The sequence below is a fragment of the Trinickia sp. HAY1-2D genome (genome assembly GCF_056754935.1).
On sequence record NZ_JBPGWX010000002.1, the window covers coordinates 3,955,838 to 3,973,454 of the forward strand.

At 64.9% G+C, this 17,617-nt stretch carries 15 protein-coding genes and 1 pseudogene; 14 read left to right on the top strand and 2 right to left on the bottom strand.

Annotated elements, in window-relative coordinates; genetic code table 11:
* Positions 1-78: 78 nt before the first annotated feature.
* From argS to ACR9ZC_RS25480, 5 genes and pseudogenes are all read left to right on the top strand, one after another.
* Complete coding sequence (argS, locus tag ACR9ZC_RS25460; RefSeq protein ID WP_481582375.1) at positions 79-1,857, top strand: arginine--tRNA ligase; 1,779 nt, start codon at positions 79-81, stop codon at positions 1,855-1,857.
* 100 nt (positions 1,858-1,957) lie between these two features.
* Positions 1,958-2,760: pseudogene (locus ACR9ZC_RS25465) on the top strand (SPOR domain-containing protein).
* 24 nt (positions 2,761-2,784) lie between these two features.
* A complete protein-coding gene (locus tag ACR9ZC_RS25470) occupies positions 2,785-3,426 on the top strand; it encodes a thiol:disulfide interchange protein DsbA/DsbL (protein ID WP_481582376.1) in 642 nt (213 codons plus the stop codon).
* A gap of 7 nt (positions 3,427-3,433) precedes the next feature.
* Positions 3,434-4,216 carry an SDR family oxidoreductase gene (locus tag ACR9ZC_RS25475; protein ID WP_481582377.1) on the top strand — a complete coding sequence of 261 codons (783 nt, stop codon included), beginning with the start codon at positions 3,434-3,436 and terminating at the stop codon, positions 4,214-4,216.
* 249 nt (positions 4,217-4,465) lie between these two features.
* Positions 4,466-6,049: an ABC transporter substrate-binding protein gene (locus ACR9ZC_RS25480; RefSeq protein WP_481582378.1), complete on the top strand. Its 1,584-nt coding sequence runs from the start codon at positions 4,466-4,468 to the stop codon at positions 6,047-6,049.
* Between the two features lie 75 nt (positions 6,050-6,124).
* On the opposite strand, the gene ACR9ZC_RS25485 is transcribed toward ACR9ZC_RS25480, so the two are convergent.
* On the bottom strand, positions 6,125-7,699 hold the full coding sequence (locus tag ACR9ZC_RS25485; protein ID WP_481582379.1) for a tetratricopeptide repeat protein: 1,575 nt from the start codon (positions 7,697-7,699) through the stop codon (positions 6,125-6,127).
* Positions 7,700-7,907: 208 nt separating this feature from the next.
* Here ACR9ZC_RS25485 and ACR9ZC_RS25490 point away from each other — a divergent pair, with 208 nt between their 5' ends.
* The 4 genes from ACR9ZC_RS25490 (at position 7,908) to trpS (ending at position 11,240) form a co-directional block, all read left to right on the top strand.
* On the top strand, positions 7,908-8,261 hold the full coding sequence (locus ACR9ZC_RS25490) for a YciI family protein (RefSeq protein WP_331570063.1): 354 nt from the start codon (positions 7,908-7,910) through the stop codon (positions 8,259-8,261).
* 105 nt (positions 8,262-8,366) lie between these two features.
* Positions 8,367-8,798, top strand: a complete 432-nt coding sequence (locus tag ACR9ZC_RS25495; protein ID WP_481582380.1) for a YciI family protein — start codon at positions 8,367-8,369, stop codon at positions 8,796-8,798.
* Between the two features lie 6 nt (positions 8,799-8,804).
* Entirely contained in the window at positions 8,805-10,109 is a 1,305-nt protein-coding gene (locus ACR9ZC_RS25500) for an RNA polymerase sigma factor (protein ID WP_481582381.1), read from the top strand.
* A gap of 129 nt (positions 10,110-10,238) precedes the next feature.
* The gene (trpS, locus tag ACR9ZC_RS25505; RefSeq protein ID WP_481582382.1) at positions 10,239-11,240 is read left to right on the top strand and encodes a tryptophan--tRNA ligase; all 1,002 of its coding nucleotides are present in this window, start codon (positions 10,239-10,241) and stop codon (positions 11,238-11,240) included.
* Here trpS and ACR9ZC_RS25510 read toward each other — a convergent pair.
* Positions 11,228-12,307 (bottom strand): MBL fold metallo-hydrolase, encoded by a 1,080-nt coding sequence (locus tag ACR9ZC_RS25510; protein ID WP_481582383.1) that lies wholly within the window; start codon positions 12,305-12,307, stop codon positions 11,228-11,230. The two genes, trpS and ACR9ZC_RS25510, sit on opposite strands and share 13 nt — an antisense overlap.
* 163 nt (positions 12,308-12,470) lie before the next feature.
* On the opposite strand from ACR9ZC_RS25510, the gene ACR9ZC_RS25515 reads away from it, so the two are divergent.
* The 5 genes from ACR9ZC_RS25515 (at position 12,471) to ACR9ZC_RS25535 (ending at position 17,546) form a co-directional block, all read left to right on the top strand.
* On the top strand, positions 12,471-12,887 hold the full coding sequence (locus ACR9ZC_RS25515; protein WP_481582384.1) for a MerR family transcriptional regulator: 417 nt from the start codon (positions 12,471-12,473) through the stop codon (positions 12,885-12,887).
* The gene (gene aceK, locus ACR9ZC_RS25520; protein WP_481582385.1) at positions 12,884-14,719 is read left to right on the top strand and encodes a bifunctional isocitrate dehydrogenase kinase/phosphatase; all 1,836 of its coding nucleotides are present in this window, start codon (positions 12,884-12,886) and stop codon (positions 14,717-14,719) included. The genes ACR9ZC_RS25515 and aceK overlap by 4 nt, the downstream gene beginning before the upstream one ends.
* Before the next feature lie 99 nt (positions 14,720-14,818).
* Positions 14,819-15,589 (top strand): carbonate dehydratase, encoded by a 771-nt coding sequence (gene can / locus ACR9ZC_RS25525; protein ID WP_331570073.1) that lies wholly within the window; start codon positions 14,819-14,821, stop codon positions 15,587-15,589.
* On the top strand, positions 15,582-16,787 hold the full coding sequence (locus tag ACR9ZC_RS25530; RefSeq protein ID WP_481582386.1) for an acetyl-CoA C-acetyltransferase: 1,206 nt from the start codon (positions 15,582-15,584) through the stop codon (positions 16,785-16,787). The genes can and ACR9ZC_RS25530 overlap by 8 nt, the downstream gene beginning before the upstream one ends.
* A 78-nt stretch (positions 16,788-16,865) precedes the next feature.
* The gene (locus ACR9ZC_RS25535) at positions 16,866-17,546 is read left to right on the top strand and encodes an SDR family oxidoreductase (protein ID WP_481582387.1); all 681 of its coding nucleotides are present in this window, start codon (positions 16,866-16,868) and stop codon (positions 17,544-17,546) included.
* The last annotated feature ends 71 nt before the right edge of the window (positions 17,547-17,617 follow it).

Sequence of the window (17,617 nt, forward strand, 5' to 3'; positions counted from 1 at the left end):
CGCCCGCTCGCAAGCGAGCGCCTGCCTCCTGCCGGTCCGCACGCGCGGGACCGCCTCACTCGATTCGCACGAAACAGCATGCTGCCTGATCAGAAAGAAACGCTTGAATCCCTGCTCGCCGCGAGCATTCGCCAAGTCACCACCGAGCCGGACGGCGCCGCCGCGCCCGCGCTGCCCGCGATCGTGCTCGAGCGGCCCAAGGTGGCCGCGCACGGCGACATCGCCTGCAATGCCGCGATGCAGCTCGCCAAGCCGCTCAAGACGAACCCGCGCGAGCTCGCGCAACGCATCGTCGACGCGCTGATGGCCGCGCCCGGCGCGCGCGATCTGATCGAAAGCGCGGAAATCGCGGGCCCGGGCTTCATCAACCTGCGCCTTGCGAGTGCCGCCAAACAGGCAGCGGTAGCGGCCGTGCTGAGCGCCGGCGAGGCATTCGGGCGCGCCAGGCGCGCAACGGGTCAGCGCGTGCTCGTCGAGTTCGTCTCGGCCAATCCGACCGGGCCGCTGCATGTCGGCCACGGACGGCAGGCCGCGCTCGGCGACGCGCTGGCCAACCTGCTCGCAAGCCAGGGCTTCGATGTGCATCGCGAGTTCTACTACAACGATGCAGGCGTGCAGATCCGCAATCTCGCCATCTCGACGCAAGCGCGCGCACGCGGGCTCAAGCCCGGCGATACGGGCTGGCCCGAATCGGCGTACAACGGCGAGTACATCGCCGACATCGCGCGCGATTACCTGAACGGCGAGACGGTAGCGGCCAAGGACGGAGAGCCCGTGAAGGGCGCGGGCGACCCCGAGGATCTCGACGCGATCCGCCGGTTTGCCGTCGCCTATCTGCGTCACGAACAGGACATGGACCTGCAGGCGTTCGGCGTGAAGTTCGATCAGTACTATCTCGAGTCGTCGCTCTATACGCACGGGCGCGTCGACGAGACGGTGCGAGCGCTGATCGCGGCCGGCAAGACGTTCGAGCAGGAAGGCGCGCTCTGGCTGCGCACGACCGAGTATGGCGACGACAAGGATCGCGTCATGCGCAAATCCGACGGCAGCTATACCTACTTCGTGCCCGATGTCGCCTATCACGTGACGAAATGGGAGCGCGGCTTCGCCAAGGTCATCAACGTCCAGGGCTCGGACCATCACGGCACGATCGCACGCGTACGCGCGGGGCTGCAGGCCTTGAGCGTGGGCATCCCGCAGGGCTACCCCGACTATGTGCTGCACAAGATGGTGACCGTCATGCGCGACGGCCAGGAGGTCAAGATCTCCAAACGCGCGGGCAGCTATGTCACCGTGCGCGATTTGATCGAATGGTCGGGCGGCGCGGCCCCGGGCTCGGAAGCGGCGCCCGATCTGCTCGACGAAGCGACGATCCGGCGCGGGCGCGACGCGGTGCGCTTTTTCCTGATCTCGCGCAAGGCCGATACCGAATTCGTCTTCGACGTGGACCTCGCGCTCAAGCAAAACGACGAAAACCCCGTCTATTACGTGCAATATGCGCACGCTCGGATTTCGTCGGTACTGGCCGAGTGGAAGGTGCGCTTCAACGGCGACGAAGCCGCGCTCGGCACCTGCGACGTTATGCCGCTCACGAGCGCGCGCGCGATGGCGCTGCTCGCGAAACTCGCCGAATACCCGGACATGCTCGCGCACGCGGCCACCGAACTGGCCCCGCACGCCATTGCCTTCTATCTGCGCGAACTCGCAGGCGAATTCCACTCGTTCTACAATGCCGAGCGCGTCCTCGTCGACGAACGCGCGGAGCGCGAAGCGCGCATCGCGCTCATCGCCGCGACGCGGCAGGTTCTCGCCAACGGTCTTGCCCTCATCGGCGTGTCGGCGCCGGCCAAAATGTAACGCCGAGGCGGCATGCGGCTCATCGCTATAATCGGGGGCCGCTCGCCGCGCGGTTTCAGTCGACGGGTTTTCCGGGTTTCTTTCGCAGGTGATTCAGACAATGGCCAAACCGAGCCGCACTTCGCCACGCAGCGCATCCAAGCAGTCCAGGCAGTCCAGGCAAACGGGGAGCACGTTCCTCGGCATCGTGCTGGGACTCATCGTCGGACTGGCGATCGCTGTCGTGGTGGCGCTTTACATCACGCGCGCCCCCACGCCATTCGTCGATAAGGTCGCTCCGCCCGCCGCCTCGGGCGCAGGCGCCGATCAACAATACGATCCGAACCGCGCGCTGCAAGGCAAGTCGCCCGGCCAGCCCGTGCCGCAAGCAGCCCAGAATCCGCCGCCCAACACCGCGCCCGGCCAGTCCACGGCCCCAGCCGGCAAGCCAAACGCGCCGGGCCTGCTCGAAGAGCCGCAGATCGTCGAAGTCCCCCCGCCGCGTCGGCAACCAGCGGGACACCGGCGCAGCCCCCGCAGGCCGAGCAAAACGGCGGCGCGGCCGCTCCGGCGAAAAAGCTGCCGCAAACGGCCAACGCACCGGCAGGCGGCAGCGTGCCGGCACCGCCGCACGCGAACAACGCGTCGGTACCCGTCGCGGCAAGCGCCGCGAACGCACAGGCGAATACGGGATACTTCCTGCAAGTGGGCTCGTACCGTACCGCGGCCGATGCCGAGCAGCAGCGCGCGCGCCTGGCCTTCCAGGGCTTCGAATCGAAAGTGACGCAACGCGACGCGAGTGGTACGACCTACTACCGCGTGCGCATCGGACCGTTCTCGAAATTCGAGGACATGAACGCGACGCGCCAACAACTCTCGGAAGCCGGCGTCGATACGGCCGTCATTCGCTTCACGAAACAGTAAATAATCAGGATCAACGTGACCGCCATGAAAAAACTGATTCGTTCCTTCCTGTTCGCATTCGGCCTCGCCGTCGTCGGCGTCACGCAAGCCGCGCCCGCGGCGCTCGTCGCCGGCAAGGACTATACCGTCATGAAGACGCCTCAGCCGGCGGACGTGCCCGCCGGCAAAGTGGAAGTCGTCGAATTCTTCTGGTACGGCTGCCCGCATTGCAACGAGTTCGAGCCATATCTCGAATCGTGGATCAAGAAGCAAGGGCCGGATGTCGTCTTCAAACGCGTGCCGGTCGCTTTCCGTCCCGAGTTCGTCCCGCACACGAAGCTCTATTACGCGCTGAAGACGCTCGGCGTCGAAGAGAAGCTCACGCCGCTGGTCTTCAACGAAATCCATCAGAAGAAGGACTACCTGCTCACGCCTGAAACGCAGGCGGATTTCCTCGCCAAGCAAGGCATCGACAAGCAGAAGTTCCTGAGCGCCTACAACTCGTTCTCGACTACGAGCGAAACCAACCGCGCAGCCCAGATGGTCAAGGACTACGATATCGACGGCGTGCCGACGCTCGTCGTTCAAGGCAAGTACGTGACCGGTCCCGCGCAGACGAACAGCCTGCCCGGGACGCTGACCGTGCTCGATGCGCTCGTCGCGCAGGTCCGCGCCAAGAAGATGTAAGCCGGCTGTGCGCCGACGGGACGTACCGCTCAAGGTATTCATCACGGGTGCATCGAGCGGCATCGGGCTCGCGCTCGCCACCGAATATGCGCGCCGCGGGGCCGTGCTCGGCCTCGTCGCGCGGCGCACCGAAGTACTCGATGCATTCGCCCGCCGCTTTCCCGCTACGGCTGTCGCCGCTTACCGCGCCGACGTGCGCGACGCGCACGCGCTCGCCGAAGCAGCCGAGCAGTTCATGGCGGCCCACGGGCTGCCCGATATCGTCATCGCCAACGCGGGCGTGAGCAAGGGTGTCGCGACGGGGCACGGCGATCTCGCCGCGTTTCGCGAAGTGATGGATGTCAATTGCTACGGCATGGCGGCCACGTTCGAGCCGTTTGCGGCCCGAATGAGCGAGGCGCGCCGCGGCACGCTCGTCGGCATTGCCAGTGTGGCCGGGGTACGCGGACTGCCGGGCTCCGGCGCCTATAGCGCATCGAAGGCAGCGGCCCTCGCCTACCTCGAATCGCTGCGCGTCGAAATGCGTCCCTTTGGGGTTGCCGTCGTGACCATCGCGCCCGGCTATGTCCGCACCGCCATGACCGCGCACAACCCCTATCCGATGCCCTTTCTCATGGACGCCGATCGCTTCGCCGCAAAGGCGGCCCGCGCGATCGAGCGCCAAGTCCGCTTCGCGGTTTTTCCGTGGCCGATGCGCGTCGTCGCTGCCGTGCTCCGGCTGCTGCCGCGCGGCCTGTACGACGCGATCTTCGAGAAGGCACCGCGCAAGCCACGTCAGCCGGCGGCCTGATGACGGCCGGCGCGAAGCGGTCTCGCGCTGCGCTCGCTCGTCGCCACCCACGCATTTCGATATATCGATATAGTTTGCGTGCCGTTGTCGCGCTCGCGGCATTGGTCTAAGCTGACCGCGGCCGGGCGCCGCGCGAAAGTGAGTCGAAGACCGCGGATGCACCCGGGCGCACGAACGAACACGATAACGCACGAAACTGCGCCAAACCGCGCCAAGCCGCGGATCACGCATCGCTCAATCGGAGAACCCATGCGCGTCAAACCGCTCGCTGCCTTGCTGGCTCTCTTGCCGGCCCTCTCGCTTGCCAAGCCGCTTACCGTCTGTACCGAGTCGAGCCCGGATGGCTTCGACGTCGTTCAATACAATTCGCTCGTGACGACGAATGCGTCGGCCGATGTCATCTTCAACACGCTCGTGTCGTACGACGAGGCGCAAAAGAAGGTCGTGCCGTCACTCGCCGATAAATGGGACGTCAGCGGCGACGGTCTCACCTATACGTTCCATCTGCGGCGGAACGTTCAGTTCCAGCAGACCGACTACTTCAAGCCGACCCGCCCGCTCACGGCCGACGATGTCGTCTTTACGTTCTCGCGCATGCTCGACGCGAACAACCCTTGGCACAAGGTCGCCGGCCCGAACGGCTTTCCGCATGCGCAATCGATGGGCCTCGTGAAGCTCGTGAAAGCGGTGACGAAAATCGACGACTCGACGGTGAAGTTCGAGCTCAATGAACCGAATGCGACGTTCGTACCGGTCTTGACAATGGGATTCGCGTCGATCTATTCGGCCGAGTATGCCGATCAGTTGCTCAAGGCGGGCAAAGAGACCGAGCTCAACGGCAAGCCGGTCGGAACCGGCCCGTTCGAGCTCAAGAGCTACACGAAGGACGCGCTCATTCGCTACGACGCGAACCCACGGTACTGGGGGCCCAAGCCGAAGGTCGACAAGCTCATTTATGCGATCACGCCCGACGCGACGGTGCGCGCGCAGAAGGTCCGGGCGCGCGAATGCGATATTGCGCTGTCTCCTAAACCGCAGGACGTGGCGGCCGCCAAGGCCGATAAAGCGCTGAAAGTGGTGGAGGCTCCGGCTTTCATGACGGCCTTCGTTGCACTGAATACCGAGCACAAGCCGCTGGACAACGAGAAAGTCAGACAGGCGCTCAATCTCGCCTTCGATCGCACCACCTATCTGAAGACCGTCTTCGACAATACGGCCCAGCCGGCGACGAATCCGTATCCGCCCAATACCTGGAGCTATGACAAGTCGATCGTGCCGTACGGATACAACATCGAGCAGGCCAAGAAACTGTTGCGCGACGCCGGCTTCCCGGACGGCTTCAAAACCACGATCTGGACGCGCCCGACGGGCAGCGTGCTGAATCCGAATCCGAAGGCCAGCGCGGAGCTCCTGCAGGCCGATCTTGCCAAGATAGGCGTGAAAGCCGACATCAAGGTCATCGAATGGGGCCAGCTCATCAAGGATGCCAAGCAGGGGCAGCACGACCTGCTCTTCATGGGATGGGCCGGCGACAACGGCGACCCCGATAACTATCTGACGCCGCTCTTCAGTTGCAATGCGGTGAAGTCCGGCATCAACTTCTCGCGCTATTGCGATCCGCAACTCGACAAGCTGATCGCCGATGGGCGCTCCACCGCCGATCAGGCCAAGCGGGCCAAGGACTACCAGGCTGCCCAGAAGATCATTCACGACGAGGCGCTGTGGATTCCGCTCGGTTATCCGACAGCGGCCGCCATTACGCGGGCCAATGTCAGCGGTTATCGTGTCAGCCCGTTTGGGCGGCAGAACTTCGATGGAGTGCAGGCGCAGTAGCCCGGCTCGAGCCGCGGCCCCTGCCGCTCGCGGCGGGGGCGCGCACTGTGTCGTTCGGACGTAGGTCGCCGGCGCTCAACCGGCGATTGCCGCCAACGCGTCCCGTACCGTGTTCATGACGGAGACCCAATCGCCGCGCGCAGGCTGTCGTATCAATCGCGCGCCCGGATACCACGGCGTGTCGGATCGCTCGAGACCCCAGCGCCAGTCCGGCGTATAAGACAGCAGCACCCATACCGGCTTGCCGAGCGCGCCGGCTAAGTGCGCGACGGCGGTATCGACGCTGATCACGAGGTCGAGCTCGGCGATGAGCGCCGCGGTCTCGGCAAAGGTATGCAAATCTTCGGAGACGTCGAGCACCGAAGCGTTTCGCAGCACCGCGAGATCCTCGGCCCGCACATCCTTGACGAGCGATACGAAGCTCGCGCGCTCCGCGAACGCGTCGAACACGGGTTGCCATGCCTCGAGCGAAGTCGAACGATGGCGGCCGTTGAGGTTGCCGGTATTGCCGCTCCAGGCCACGCCGACGCGCAGCCGACCATTCGTAGCCGCAAGCCGTTCCCGCCATCGCGCCCGCTTTGCCGCATCGGCGTGCAGATAGGGAATATCGGCCGGGATCGGTGCGCGATGCGCGGCCAGAGCGAACGGCAGGCTCAGCAGCGGACAATGCAGATCGAAGGGGGGCAGCGGCTCGCTCTCCCCGATGACGGCGGCCGCGCCGCGGTAATCGGACAATAGCTCGAGCAGCGCGTCCTGCACGCGCAAGACGACGCGTGCGCCGCTCGCTGTCAGCCAATCGACGTAGCGCACGAACTGCAACGTATCGCCAAAGCCCTGCTCGTTGAAAACGAGGATCGTCTTGCCCGCGATCGGCAACTCGCCGCGCCAGGGGTTCGGCCAGGACGGCAGCACTTGCTCGCCGTCTTTCCAGCGCCATTCGTATTCGCGCCAGCCGTGCTCGAACTGGCCGAGCAGCAGGTTCGTCTGCGCGCGATTCGTGCGCGCGCCCGGATGATCGGGATCGAGCTGAACGGCCTTCTTGAACATGCCCAACGCTTCGTCGACCCGATGCAGATCGCGCAACGCAACGCCAAGATTGATGTAAGCGACCACGGCTTTCGGATCGAGCTCGATAGCGCGGCGGTAGGCGGCGATCTCCTCCTCGTAGCGGCCCGCGAGCCCGAGTGCGCGGCCGAGGTTGTAGTGGCTTTGCCAGGCTCGGGGCTCGAGATCGCGCACCGTGGTCAGCACGCGGGCGGCGCGCTCATGGTCCTCGATCTCGCTGGCCGAGCGTGCCGCCGCATGGAGCGTCGCGACGGCACGCGGCGACAACGCGAGCGCTTCGTCGAAGCAGGCCAGCGCGCGCGCGTGCCGCCCCGCCGCCTGGTTGGCGAGGCCCGCGTCGTGCCAGCGAGCGGCCGTGGCCGGCAACGATGCGAGCGCGCGTTCGAAGTAGTCGGCCGCCGCGTTGGCGTCGCCTTGCCGCCCGGCGATATAGGCCAGCCCTTCCAGCGCGTCGCCGCAGCGAGGATCGGTCTCGATCGCCTCGCGCAGCAGCGCGGCCGCTTCGTCGAGACGCGAATCGCGAAAACGTGCGTAGGCGGCTTGGAGTCGGGCATCGAGGTCGGACGGGCGAGCGCGGTCGGTCATAAGGTGGGCGGATAGGGAACGTTGCACGGCGGGGTAAGCAGTTTAGCCGATGGGCCGCGGCAACCGGGGAGTGCGCGCTGCGCCGACTGTCCGCGCATCGGCAACGGGCCGCTTGCGCGGTTGATGGCACGCCGCGCGCCGGTGCTCTATGCTTGGGGCACTTTTCAGGTGCGACCAGACGCGCCGCGCCTTTTTTCCGGAGTCCACCATGTCGTACCTGCTCCTTATCGTCGAGCCCACCGATCAGCGCGATGAACGCACGCCCGAAGAAGGGCGCGCCGCTTACGACGCCATGCTTCGCTTCGCCGACGACCTCAAATCCCGCGGCATCCTCGTCGCGTCGCAAGCGCTGGCACATCAGCGCGAGTCCGTGCGCGTGCAGGTGCGCGACGGAGAACGGCGGCTGGTCGATGGCCCGTTCGCCGAAGCCAAGGAAATGGTGGGCGGCTTTTACCTGCTCAATTGCGATCGCGAGGAAGAAGCCATCGCCGTCGCCGCCGAATGCCCGGCGGCGCACTGGTGCACAGTCGAGGTACGGCGCCTCGCCCCCTGCTACGAGTAGGGGTTTCCCCTTAATCGAATCGGTTGGCGTCGATCCGCTCGCGTCCGAGTCGTCGTATCGAAGGAGGCCCGTCTCGAGGGTCGTCAACGATAAAGGAGCGATGCGATGCGATTCATGATCATGGTGAGAGCCACGGGGGCGAGCGAGGCGCAGACACGCCCCGGCGCGGGCGTCGAGGCGAAAGTGATGGCCGAGATGGCCGCCTATCACGAAGCCCTGGCGAAAGCCGGCGTGCTGCTGGACGCGAACGGTCTGAAGCCCAGCGCCCACGGCTGGCGCGTGCGCTATTCCAACGGCAAGCGCACCGTGATCGACGGCCCGTTCGCCGAAACCAAGGAACTCATCGCGGGCTATACGATGATCCAGGTCCGCTCGCGCGAAGAAGCGATGGAATGGGCACGGCGCTTCCCTGCGCCGTTCGGCGAGACGGAAGAAGGAACGATCGAGGTGCGCGAGGTGTTCGAGCTGGAAGATTTCGAGCCGGGCACCGCCGGCGCCGCGACGCTCGAACATGAGCGCCAGACGATACGGAGCTGAGCGACGGTGAAAACGACGGAAACGACGAACGCGACGCACCGCGCAATCGAGGCTGTCTGGCGCATCGAGGCCGCGCGCGTCGTGGCGCACGCGGCGCGGCTCGTGCGCGATATCGGCGTGGCGGAGGAACTGGCGCAGGATGCGCTCGTGGCCGCGCTCGAACATTGGCCGCGCGAGGGCGTGCCCGACAATCCCGGCGCCTGGCTGATGGCCACGGTCAAACATCGCGCGCTCGACAAGCTGCGGCTCGATGCGCTGCATGCCCGCAAGCACGAAGCGATCGGCCGCGACCTCGACGCGCTCGAAGCGCATATCACGCCCGATTTCGTCGACGGGCTCGATGTCGCGCGCGCGGACGACATCGGCGACGATCTCTTGCGTCTCGTGTTCACCGCCTGCCACCCGGTGCTGTCGACCGATGCCCGCGTGGCCTTGACCTTGCGGCTGCTGGGCGGGCTCACGACGCACGAGATCGCACGCGCGTTTCTCGTCTCCGAGCCGACGATCGCGCAGCGCATCGTCCGAGCGAAACGGACGCTTTCCGCCGCCAAAGTTCCGTTCGAAGTACCGCGGGCCGACGAACGCGCGACGCGACTGGCGTCGGTCCTCGAAGTGATCTATCTGATTTTCAACGAAGGCTATGCGGCGACGGCGGGCGACGACTGGATGCGGCCCGCGCTATGCGATGAAGCGCTGAGGCTCGGCCGCATTCTCGCGGAGCTAGCGAAAGAAGAAAGCGAAGTACATGGGCTCGTGGCACTGATGGAACTGCAGGCGTCGCGCCTTCACGCGCGCACCGATGCGAACGGACGCCCTGTCCTGCTTGCCGATCAGGACCGCTCACGCTGGGACCCGCTGCTGATTCGCCGTGGGCTGGCCGCACTCGAGCGGGCCGAATCGCTCGGCGGCACGCTGGGGCCCTACGCACTGCAAGCGGCACTTGCGGCCTGCCACGCGCGGGCGCATAGCGCCGCCGAAACCGATTGGGCCCAAATCGTCGCGCTTTACGATGCGCTGGCCCAAGTCGCGCCTTCGCCCGTCGTCGAACTCAATCGCGCTGTGGCGGTCGGCATGGCGTTCGGACCGGAAGCGGGGTTCGCCGTCGTCGAGCAGCTATCGGGAGAGCCGTCGCTTGCGCGCTATCACTGGCTGCCGAGCGTGCGCGGCGACTTGCTCGCGAAGCTCGGCCGGCACGAGGCGGCCCGCGCCGAATTCGAGCGCGCCGCCGCGATGACGCAAAACGGACGCGAGCGCGAATTGTTGCTCGAACGAGCCAGGCAAATGAGCGAGGCCAGCGCAGGCGGCGGCTAAGGGTAGGACCTGCGCGCCCCGGGCATGGCGGCCGTCGGCGTTGCGCTGCAAAGTCAGAAAGTTCTCCGGTCGCGGTCCGCTGCGAGCGACGACAATGTGGGGGCGACCTTAGAAGCGACATCATCGACCATGGACAAGCCCACGATACTGACCGGCGATCGCCCGACCGGCCCGCTGCACATCGGCCATTACCTCGGCTCGCTGCGCAATCGCGTCGCGCTGCAGGACAGCCATCGCCAGTTCGTGCTCATCGCCGACGCTCAGGCGTTGACCGACAACATGAACGATCCCGCCCGCGTTACACGCAACGTCGACGAAGTGGCATTGGACTATCTCGCAGTCGGCCTGGACCCGGCCAAGGTCACCATCTGTTTGCAATCGCAATTGCCGGCGCTGAGCGAATTGACGATGCTCTACCTCAACCTCGTCACCGTCGCGCGGCTCGAACGCAATCCGACGGTGAAGGACGAGATCCACGCCCGCGGGTTCGCCCGCGACATTCCGGCGGGCTTTCTCTGTTACCCCGTCGCCCAGGCTGCCGATATCACGGCATTCCGCGCCACCGTGGTACCGGTCGGCGAGGATCAATTGCCGATGATCGAGCAAACCAACGAGATCGTGCGGCGCCTGAACCGCCAGTCGGGGCGAAACCTCCTGCCCGAGGCCACGGCGCTGCTTTCCGAATTCGGCAGGCTGCCCGGCATCGACGGAAAAGCCAAGATGTCGAAGTCGCTGGGCAATGCCATCGCGCTGTCGGCCAGCGACGACGAGATCCGCCACGCAGTGAAGATGATGTACACCGATTCGAAGCACCTGCGCGTCACGGACCCGGGCCGCGTGGAAGGCAACGTCGTTTTCACCTACCTCGATGCATTCGATCCCGAGACGGCCGAACTCGAAGCGTTGAAGGCCCACTATCGGCGCGGGGGCCTCGGCGATAGCGTGCTGAAGCAGCGGCTCGAAGCCATCCTGATCAGTGTCATCGCCCCGCTGCGCGAGCGTCGCGCCGCCTATGCCGCCGACGCGGACACTGTGCGCGACATCGTTCGCAACGGTACGATGCTGGCCCGCGTCGTGACGCAGCAAACGCTCGAGTGGGTCAAATCGGCGCTCGGCCTTTACGCGTTCTGAAGACGGAACCGCACGACCCCGTCCGTTCCTTCGACCCGTTCGAGCTCGCCCGCCAGCCACAGCAAATTGAGGTGCGCGAGCGCTTCGCCCATCGCGAACGTCAACTGGTGAACGTCGAGCGCGCGCTTGAACATCATGGGCACGATCTCGGCTGCCGATTGCGGCGCACGCGCGCACGCCTCGCGCACTTCGGCGAGCCGCGCATCGTGATGCGCGCGCAATTGCGCGATGCGCGTGGCGAGCCCTCGAAACGGCCGCCCATGCGAGGGCAATACCAGCGTATCGGCGGGCATCGCCTCGTAGCGACCGAGCGATTCGAGGTACAACGCCAGCGGATTGCCCTCCGGCTCGATGTCGAATACCGATACATTGGTCGAAATGCGCGGCAGCACCATGTCGCCTGAAATCAACACGCCCGCGTCCTCGCTAAAAAGCGCGCAGTGTTCGGGCGAATGGCCGTAGCCGGCCACGACGCGCCATTCGTGCGCACCGATTCTCAACGTATCGCCATCGCGCAACCGGCGGAACTGCGACGGAATCGACGGTACGAGCCTGCTGTAGTAGTCGCGGCGATTGCGCAGCTTCTCCAGTGCGTCCTCATCGGCGAGCCCATGCCGCGCGAAATGACGCGCCGCGCCCGCACCACCGGCGTTGGAACCGTCTCCCGCAGCCATGACGCGCCCGAACATATACTCGCCGAGCGAGATCCAGAGCCGCACGTCCCAGCGCTCGCGCGCACCGCCCTTGCAAATCCAGTCGGCGAGCCCGAGGTGATCGGGATGGCAGTGCGTGACGAGCGTGCGCAGCACGGGCAGCCCATCGAGCTGCGTATCGAAGATCGCCTCCCAATGCGCCTTGATGGTTTCGTCGGCGATACCGCAATCGACGACCGTCCACCCCTCCCGCCCATCGATTTCATCGCGCAGCAGCCACAAATTGATGTGGTCGAGCGCAAACGGCAGCGGCATGCGCAGCCAATAGATGCCGGGCGCGACTTCACGCGTGTGCCCCGGCTCGACGAGCGTGTCGCCGAACGGATAGTCGAGTTGATGCTCGAGGATATTCATCAGTCGAAAACTCTCTTGGCCGTCCCGTCGCCGCGCCCCCGACAAACGGTGCCAGTTGCGCTTTGCGGAAGTTGACGATAACGTAAACGTCGATCGATTCTACCCGATCTGCCCGAAACGTCATTCGCGGCCATTGCCGCGGGCGTTCGGCCGATCCCGACCTATGAGCCAGCACTACACGATCACCGAGCTTGCGCGAGAATTCGCCGTCACACCGCGCGCCATCCGCTTCTACGAAGATCAGGGATTGCTCGCGCCGCGCCGCGAAGGTTCGAGCGGGCTGCGCCGCGTCTATTCGAATCGGGACCGCACGCGGCTCAAGCTGACGCTGCGCGGCAAGCGCCTGGGGTTCACGCTCTCGGAGATTCGCAACTTGCTAGACCTCTACGAATCGCCGACCGACACCGTGCCGCAATTGCAGGCGTTTCTCGCCACCATCGCGCAGCATCGCGACGTGCTCGAAAAGCAGCTCGAAGATCTGAATGCAACGCTTCAGGACCTCGCGCAGCACGAGGCGCAGTGCCGCTCGATGCTGGCCGAGAGCGAGACGAACGAAGCCAGCGAGGCGGAGCGCTCATGAATCAGTTTCCGAAACTGCTGTCCTCGCAGATCGGCTTCGATGTCGCACAGTCGATCCTCGAGGGATTCAACCGCCACTATGGCGCGTTTCGGGAAGCGGCCGTGCATGCGAAGACGCTCTTCGAAGCGGGAGACTGGCACGGCTTGCAAAAGCTCGCCCGGGATCGCATCGCCTCATACGACAATCGCGTCGACGAATGCGTGATGCGGCTCGAAGACGAATACGACGCGGAAAATATCGACGACGAAATCTGGCAGCAGATCAAGCTGCATTACATCGGACTGCTGACGCATCATCTGCAGCCGGAGTGCGCGGAAACGTTCTTCAATTCGGTCTGCTGCAAGATTTTGCACCGCTCGTATTTCAACAACGACTTCCTGTTCGTGCGCCCCGTCATCTCCACCGAATATCTGGAGAACGAGGAGCCCGCGGCCAAGCCGACCTATCGCGCTTATTACCCGGGCAAGGACGGTCTCGCGAAAACGCTCGAGCGCATCGTCACGAACTTCCAGCTCGACGTGCCGTTCGATGACCTCGAGCGCGACGTCGCTTGCATCATCGACATGATCCACGACACCTACGGTGCGTTTTCGGAAGCGTTCAACTTCCAGGTGCACGTGCTGTCGTCGCTTTTTTTCCGCAACAAGGCGGCCTACATCGTCGGACGGATCATCAACGGCGAGGTGCTGCTGCCGTTCGCAGTGCCGATCCGCCACGTACGTCCCGGCGTGCTCGCGCTCGATACGGTCCTGCTCAAGCGCGAGCAGTTGCAGATCATTTTCAGCTTCTCGCACTCCTATTTCCTCGTCGACATGGAGGTGCCGTCGGCGTATGTGGACTTTCTCGCCACACTGATGCCGGGCAAACCGAACGCCGAAATCTACACGTCGCTCGGACTGCAAAAGCAGGGCAAAAATCTTTTTTATCGCGACCTGCTCAAGCACCTCTCGCATTCGAGCGACCAGTTCATCGTCGCGCCGGGCATCAAGGGGCTCGTGATGATCGTGTTCACGCTGCCGTCTTTTCCGTACGTCTTCAAGCTCATCAAGGACTACTTTCCGCCGCCCAAGGACACGACGCGCGAGCGGATCCAGGAAAAGTATCTGCTCGTCAAACGGCACGATCGTCTGGGACGCATGGCCGATACGCTCGAATATTCGAGCGTCGCACTGCCGTTGTCGAGGCTCGACGACGCACTGATCCGCGAGCTCGAAAAAGAAGCGCCCTCGATGATCGAATACGAGGGCGACTGCCTCATCATCCGGCATCTGTACATCGAGCGCCGCATGGTGCCGCTGAATCTGTTCCTGCAAAACGGCACGGAGGCCGACATCGATCACGCGATCAAGGAGTACGGCGATGCGATCAAGGAGCTCATGCAGGCGAACATTTTCCCCGGCGACATGCTCTACAAGAACTTCGGCGTCACCCGGCACGGGCGCGTGGTCTTTTACGATTACGACGAAATCGAGTATCTGACCGATTGCAACGTGCGCCATGTGCCGCAAGCGCAAACCGAGGAAGACGAGCTTTCGGCGGAGCCCTGGTACACCGTCGGTCCGAACGACATCTTTCCGGAAACGTACGGCACGTTTTTGCTCGGCGACCCTACCGTGCGTCGCCATTTTCTACGCCACCATGCGGACTTCTTCGACCCCGCCTTGTGGCAAAAACACAAGGAGCTTCTTCTCAGGGGCGAATTGCCCGATTTTTTCCCCTATGACCAGAGCGTGCGCTTTTGCAAACGCTACCCCCACCGCTTTCGCCCTGCCGGCGAAACCGAGGGCGACGCGGACGGCAATGCGTCCGACGACGACAAGCAGGCAGCGTGAACGGCCGGGGCTTTTCGTCCCGGGACGATGAATCGCCCGTCCAACGCCGCGCGCGGCAGGCACACGTCGCTACGCCGAGGTCCAACCACTGATCCGACTATGAACGAAATCGACCAAAACCATCCCCTCGCACAGCTTTTCGTCAACAACCAGGCGTGGGTCGAGCGCAAGCTCGCCGAGGACCCGCAGTACTTCTCGCGCCTGGCGGACCAGCAAACGCCCGAGTACCTGTGGATCGGCTGCTCCGATTCGCGCGTGCCGGCGAACCAGATCATCGGTTTGCCGCCGGGGGAGGTGTTCGTCCATCGCAATATCGCGAACGTGGTCGTCCATACGGACCTCAACTGCCTGTCGGTCATCCAGTTCGCCGTCGATCTGCTGAAGGTCAAGCACATCATGGTCGTGGGGCACTATGGCTGCTCGGGCGTGGGTGCGGCGCTCTTCGATCGGCGCGTGGGTCTGGCGGATAACTGGCTGCACCATATTCATGACGTGCGAGCCAAACATGCGGCGCTGCTCGACGAATGGCCGATGGGCGAAGTACGTCATCGGCGTCTCGTCGAGCTCAACACGATCGAGCAGGTCGTCAACGTCTGCCGCACGACCATCGTCAACGATGCCTGGGCCCGCAGCCAGCCGCTGACGGTGCACGGCTGGACCTACGGCGTGCACGATGGACGCATGCGCAATCTCGGCATGACCATTTCGAACGCCGAGATGGTGGGTGCGACTTACGAACGTTGTATCGCCGCGCTGTCGGCCAAGGGGGCCGGCTCGAGCGTGAACGATATGGTCGCCGCCGACGCCGCCCAGCTGGAAAAGGTGAGCGCCATCGTCGAAGGTGTCATCCAGGAGATCAAACATGACTGACGCGAAAGCAAACGCGCGCGACGCGATCGTGATCGTGGGCGCGGCCCGCACCCCGATGGCGGGCTTCCAGGGCGAGCTGGCCTCGCTCACGGCGCCTCAGCTCGGCGCGGCCGCCATTGCCGCCGCGCTCGAACGCTCGGGCGTGAAGCCGGAGGCCATCGACGAAGTGCTGATGGGCTGCGTGCTGCCTGCAGGCCTCGGCCAGGCACCGGCGCGCCAAGCGGCGCTCGGCGCGGCACTGCCGCTTTCGACCGGCTGCACGACCGTCAACAAGATGTGCGGCTCGGGCATGCGCGCGGCCATGTTCGCGCACGACATGCTGGCGGCCGGATCGGTCGACGTCGCGATCGCGGGCGGCATGGAAAGCATGACCAACGCGCCCTATTTGCTGCCGAAAGCGCGCGGCGGCATGCGCATGGGGCACGGGCAGGTCATCGATCACATGTTCTACGACGGCCTCGAAGACGCGTACGACAAAGGGCGGTTGATGGGTACGTTCGCCGAGGAATGCGCGGCTTCGTTCGGGTTTTCGCGCGAGGCGCAGGATGCGTTCGCCGTCGAATCGCTCGTGCGCGCGAAACGCGCCAACGAAGACGGCTCGTTCGCGTGGGAAATCGCGCCCGTGAAAGTGGCGGGCCGCAAGGGCGACGAGACCACCATCGCGCGCGACGAGCAGCCGTTCAAGGCCAATCTCGAGAAGATTCCAACGCTCAAGCCCGCTTTCAGCAAGACGGGCACGGTCACCGCTGCCAACTCGTCGTCGATCTCGGATGGCGCGGCGGCGCTCGTCATGATGCGGGCCGCGCACGCCGAGGCACTCGGGCTCGCTCCGCTCGCGCGCGTCGTCGGACATTCGACTTTCGCTCAGGAACCGTCGAAGTTCACGACCGCCCCTGTCGGCGCGATCCGCAAGCTGCTCGAGAAAAACGGCTGGCGCGCGAATGATGTCGATCTGTACGAGATCAACGAAGCGTTCGCCGTCGTCACGATGGCCGCGATGCGCGAGCATGCGATCGCGCACGAGAAGGTCAACGTCCATGGCGGCGCCTGCGCGCTCGGCCATCCGATCGGCGCATCGGGTGCCCGCATCCTCGTCACGCTGATCGGCGCGCTCAGGAAGTACGGCGGCAAGCGCGGCGTTGCCAGCTTGTGCATCGGGGGCGGCGAGGCAACCGCCATGGGTATCGAGATCGTCTGATCTTCGAGGGTTCATCGCGCGCGCCGGCCGGCCAAGGTCGTAGCGGTCCGCGGCGGCGCTTTCCGAGGGACGAATGACATGAGAACAGCATTGATCGTAGGCGCATCGCGCGGCATCGGCCATGAGTTCGTCCGTCAATACCGCGAGGCAGGCTGGCGCGTCATCGCCACGGCGCGCGATAGCGGGTCGCTCGAAGCGCTCGAAAGCACGCTCGGCGCGGAAGCGGTTTCGCTCGACACGACTGAGCCCGACGAAATCGCCGCCTTCGCGGACAGACTCGCGGGCGAGCGTTTGCATGTCGCCGTCATCGCAGCCGGCGTCTACGGACCGCAGACGGAAGGCGTCGAAGCGTTTTCGGTCGAAGACTTCGACTACGTCATGACGACGAACGTGCGCGGCCCCATGCTGCTGATCCCCGTGCTGTTGCCGCTCGTCGAATCCGTCGAAGGGGTCCTGGCCGTGCTGTCGAGCCGCATGGGCAGCATCGGCGAGGCAACGGGCACGACAGGCTGGCTTTATCGCACGAGCAAGGCGGCGCTCAATTGCGCGGTACGCATCGCCGCGCTGCAAACGCGTCACGCGAGCTGCATCGCACTCCATCCCGGCTGGGTGCGAACGGACATGGGCGGTGCGCAAGCCGCGCTCGATCCTGCGTCGAGCGTGGCCGGCATGCGCAACGTGATCGCGCAAGCGGGTGCCGCGCGCAAAGCATTCAACGGACACTTCGTGCAGTACGACGGCACGACGATCGACTGGTGAGACTCGCGCGGGCCGACGCCGCGCACCGACATGCCCGACGACAGAGGCGAGTCGGATCTTATCGATGAGGA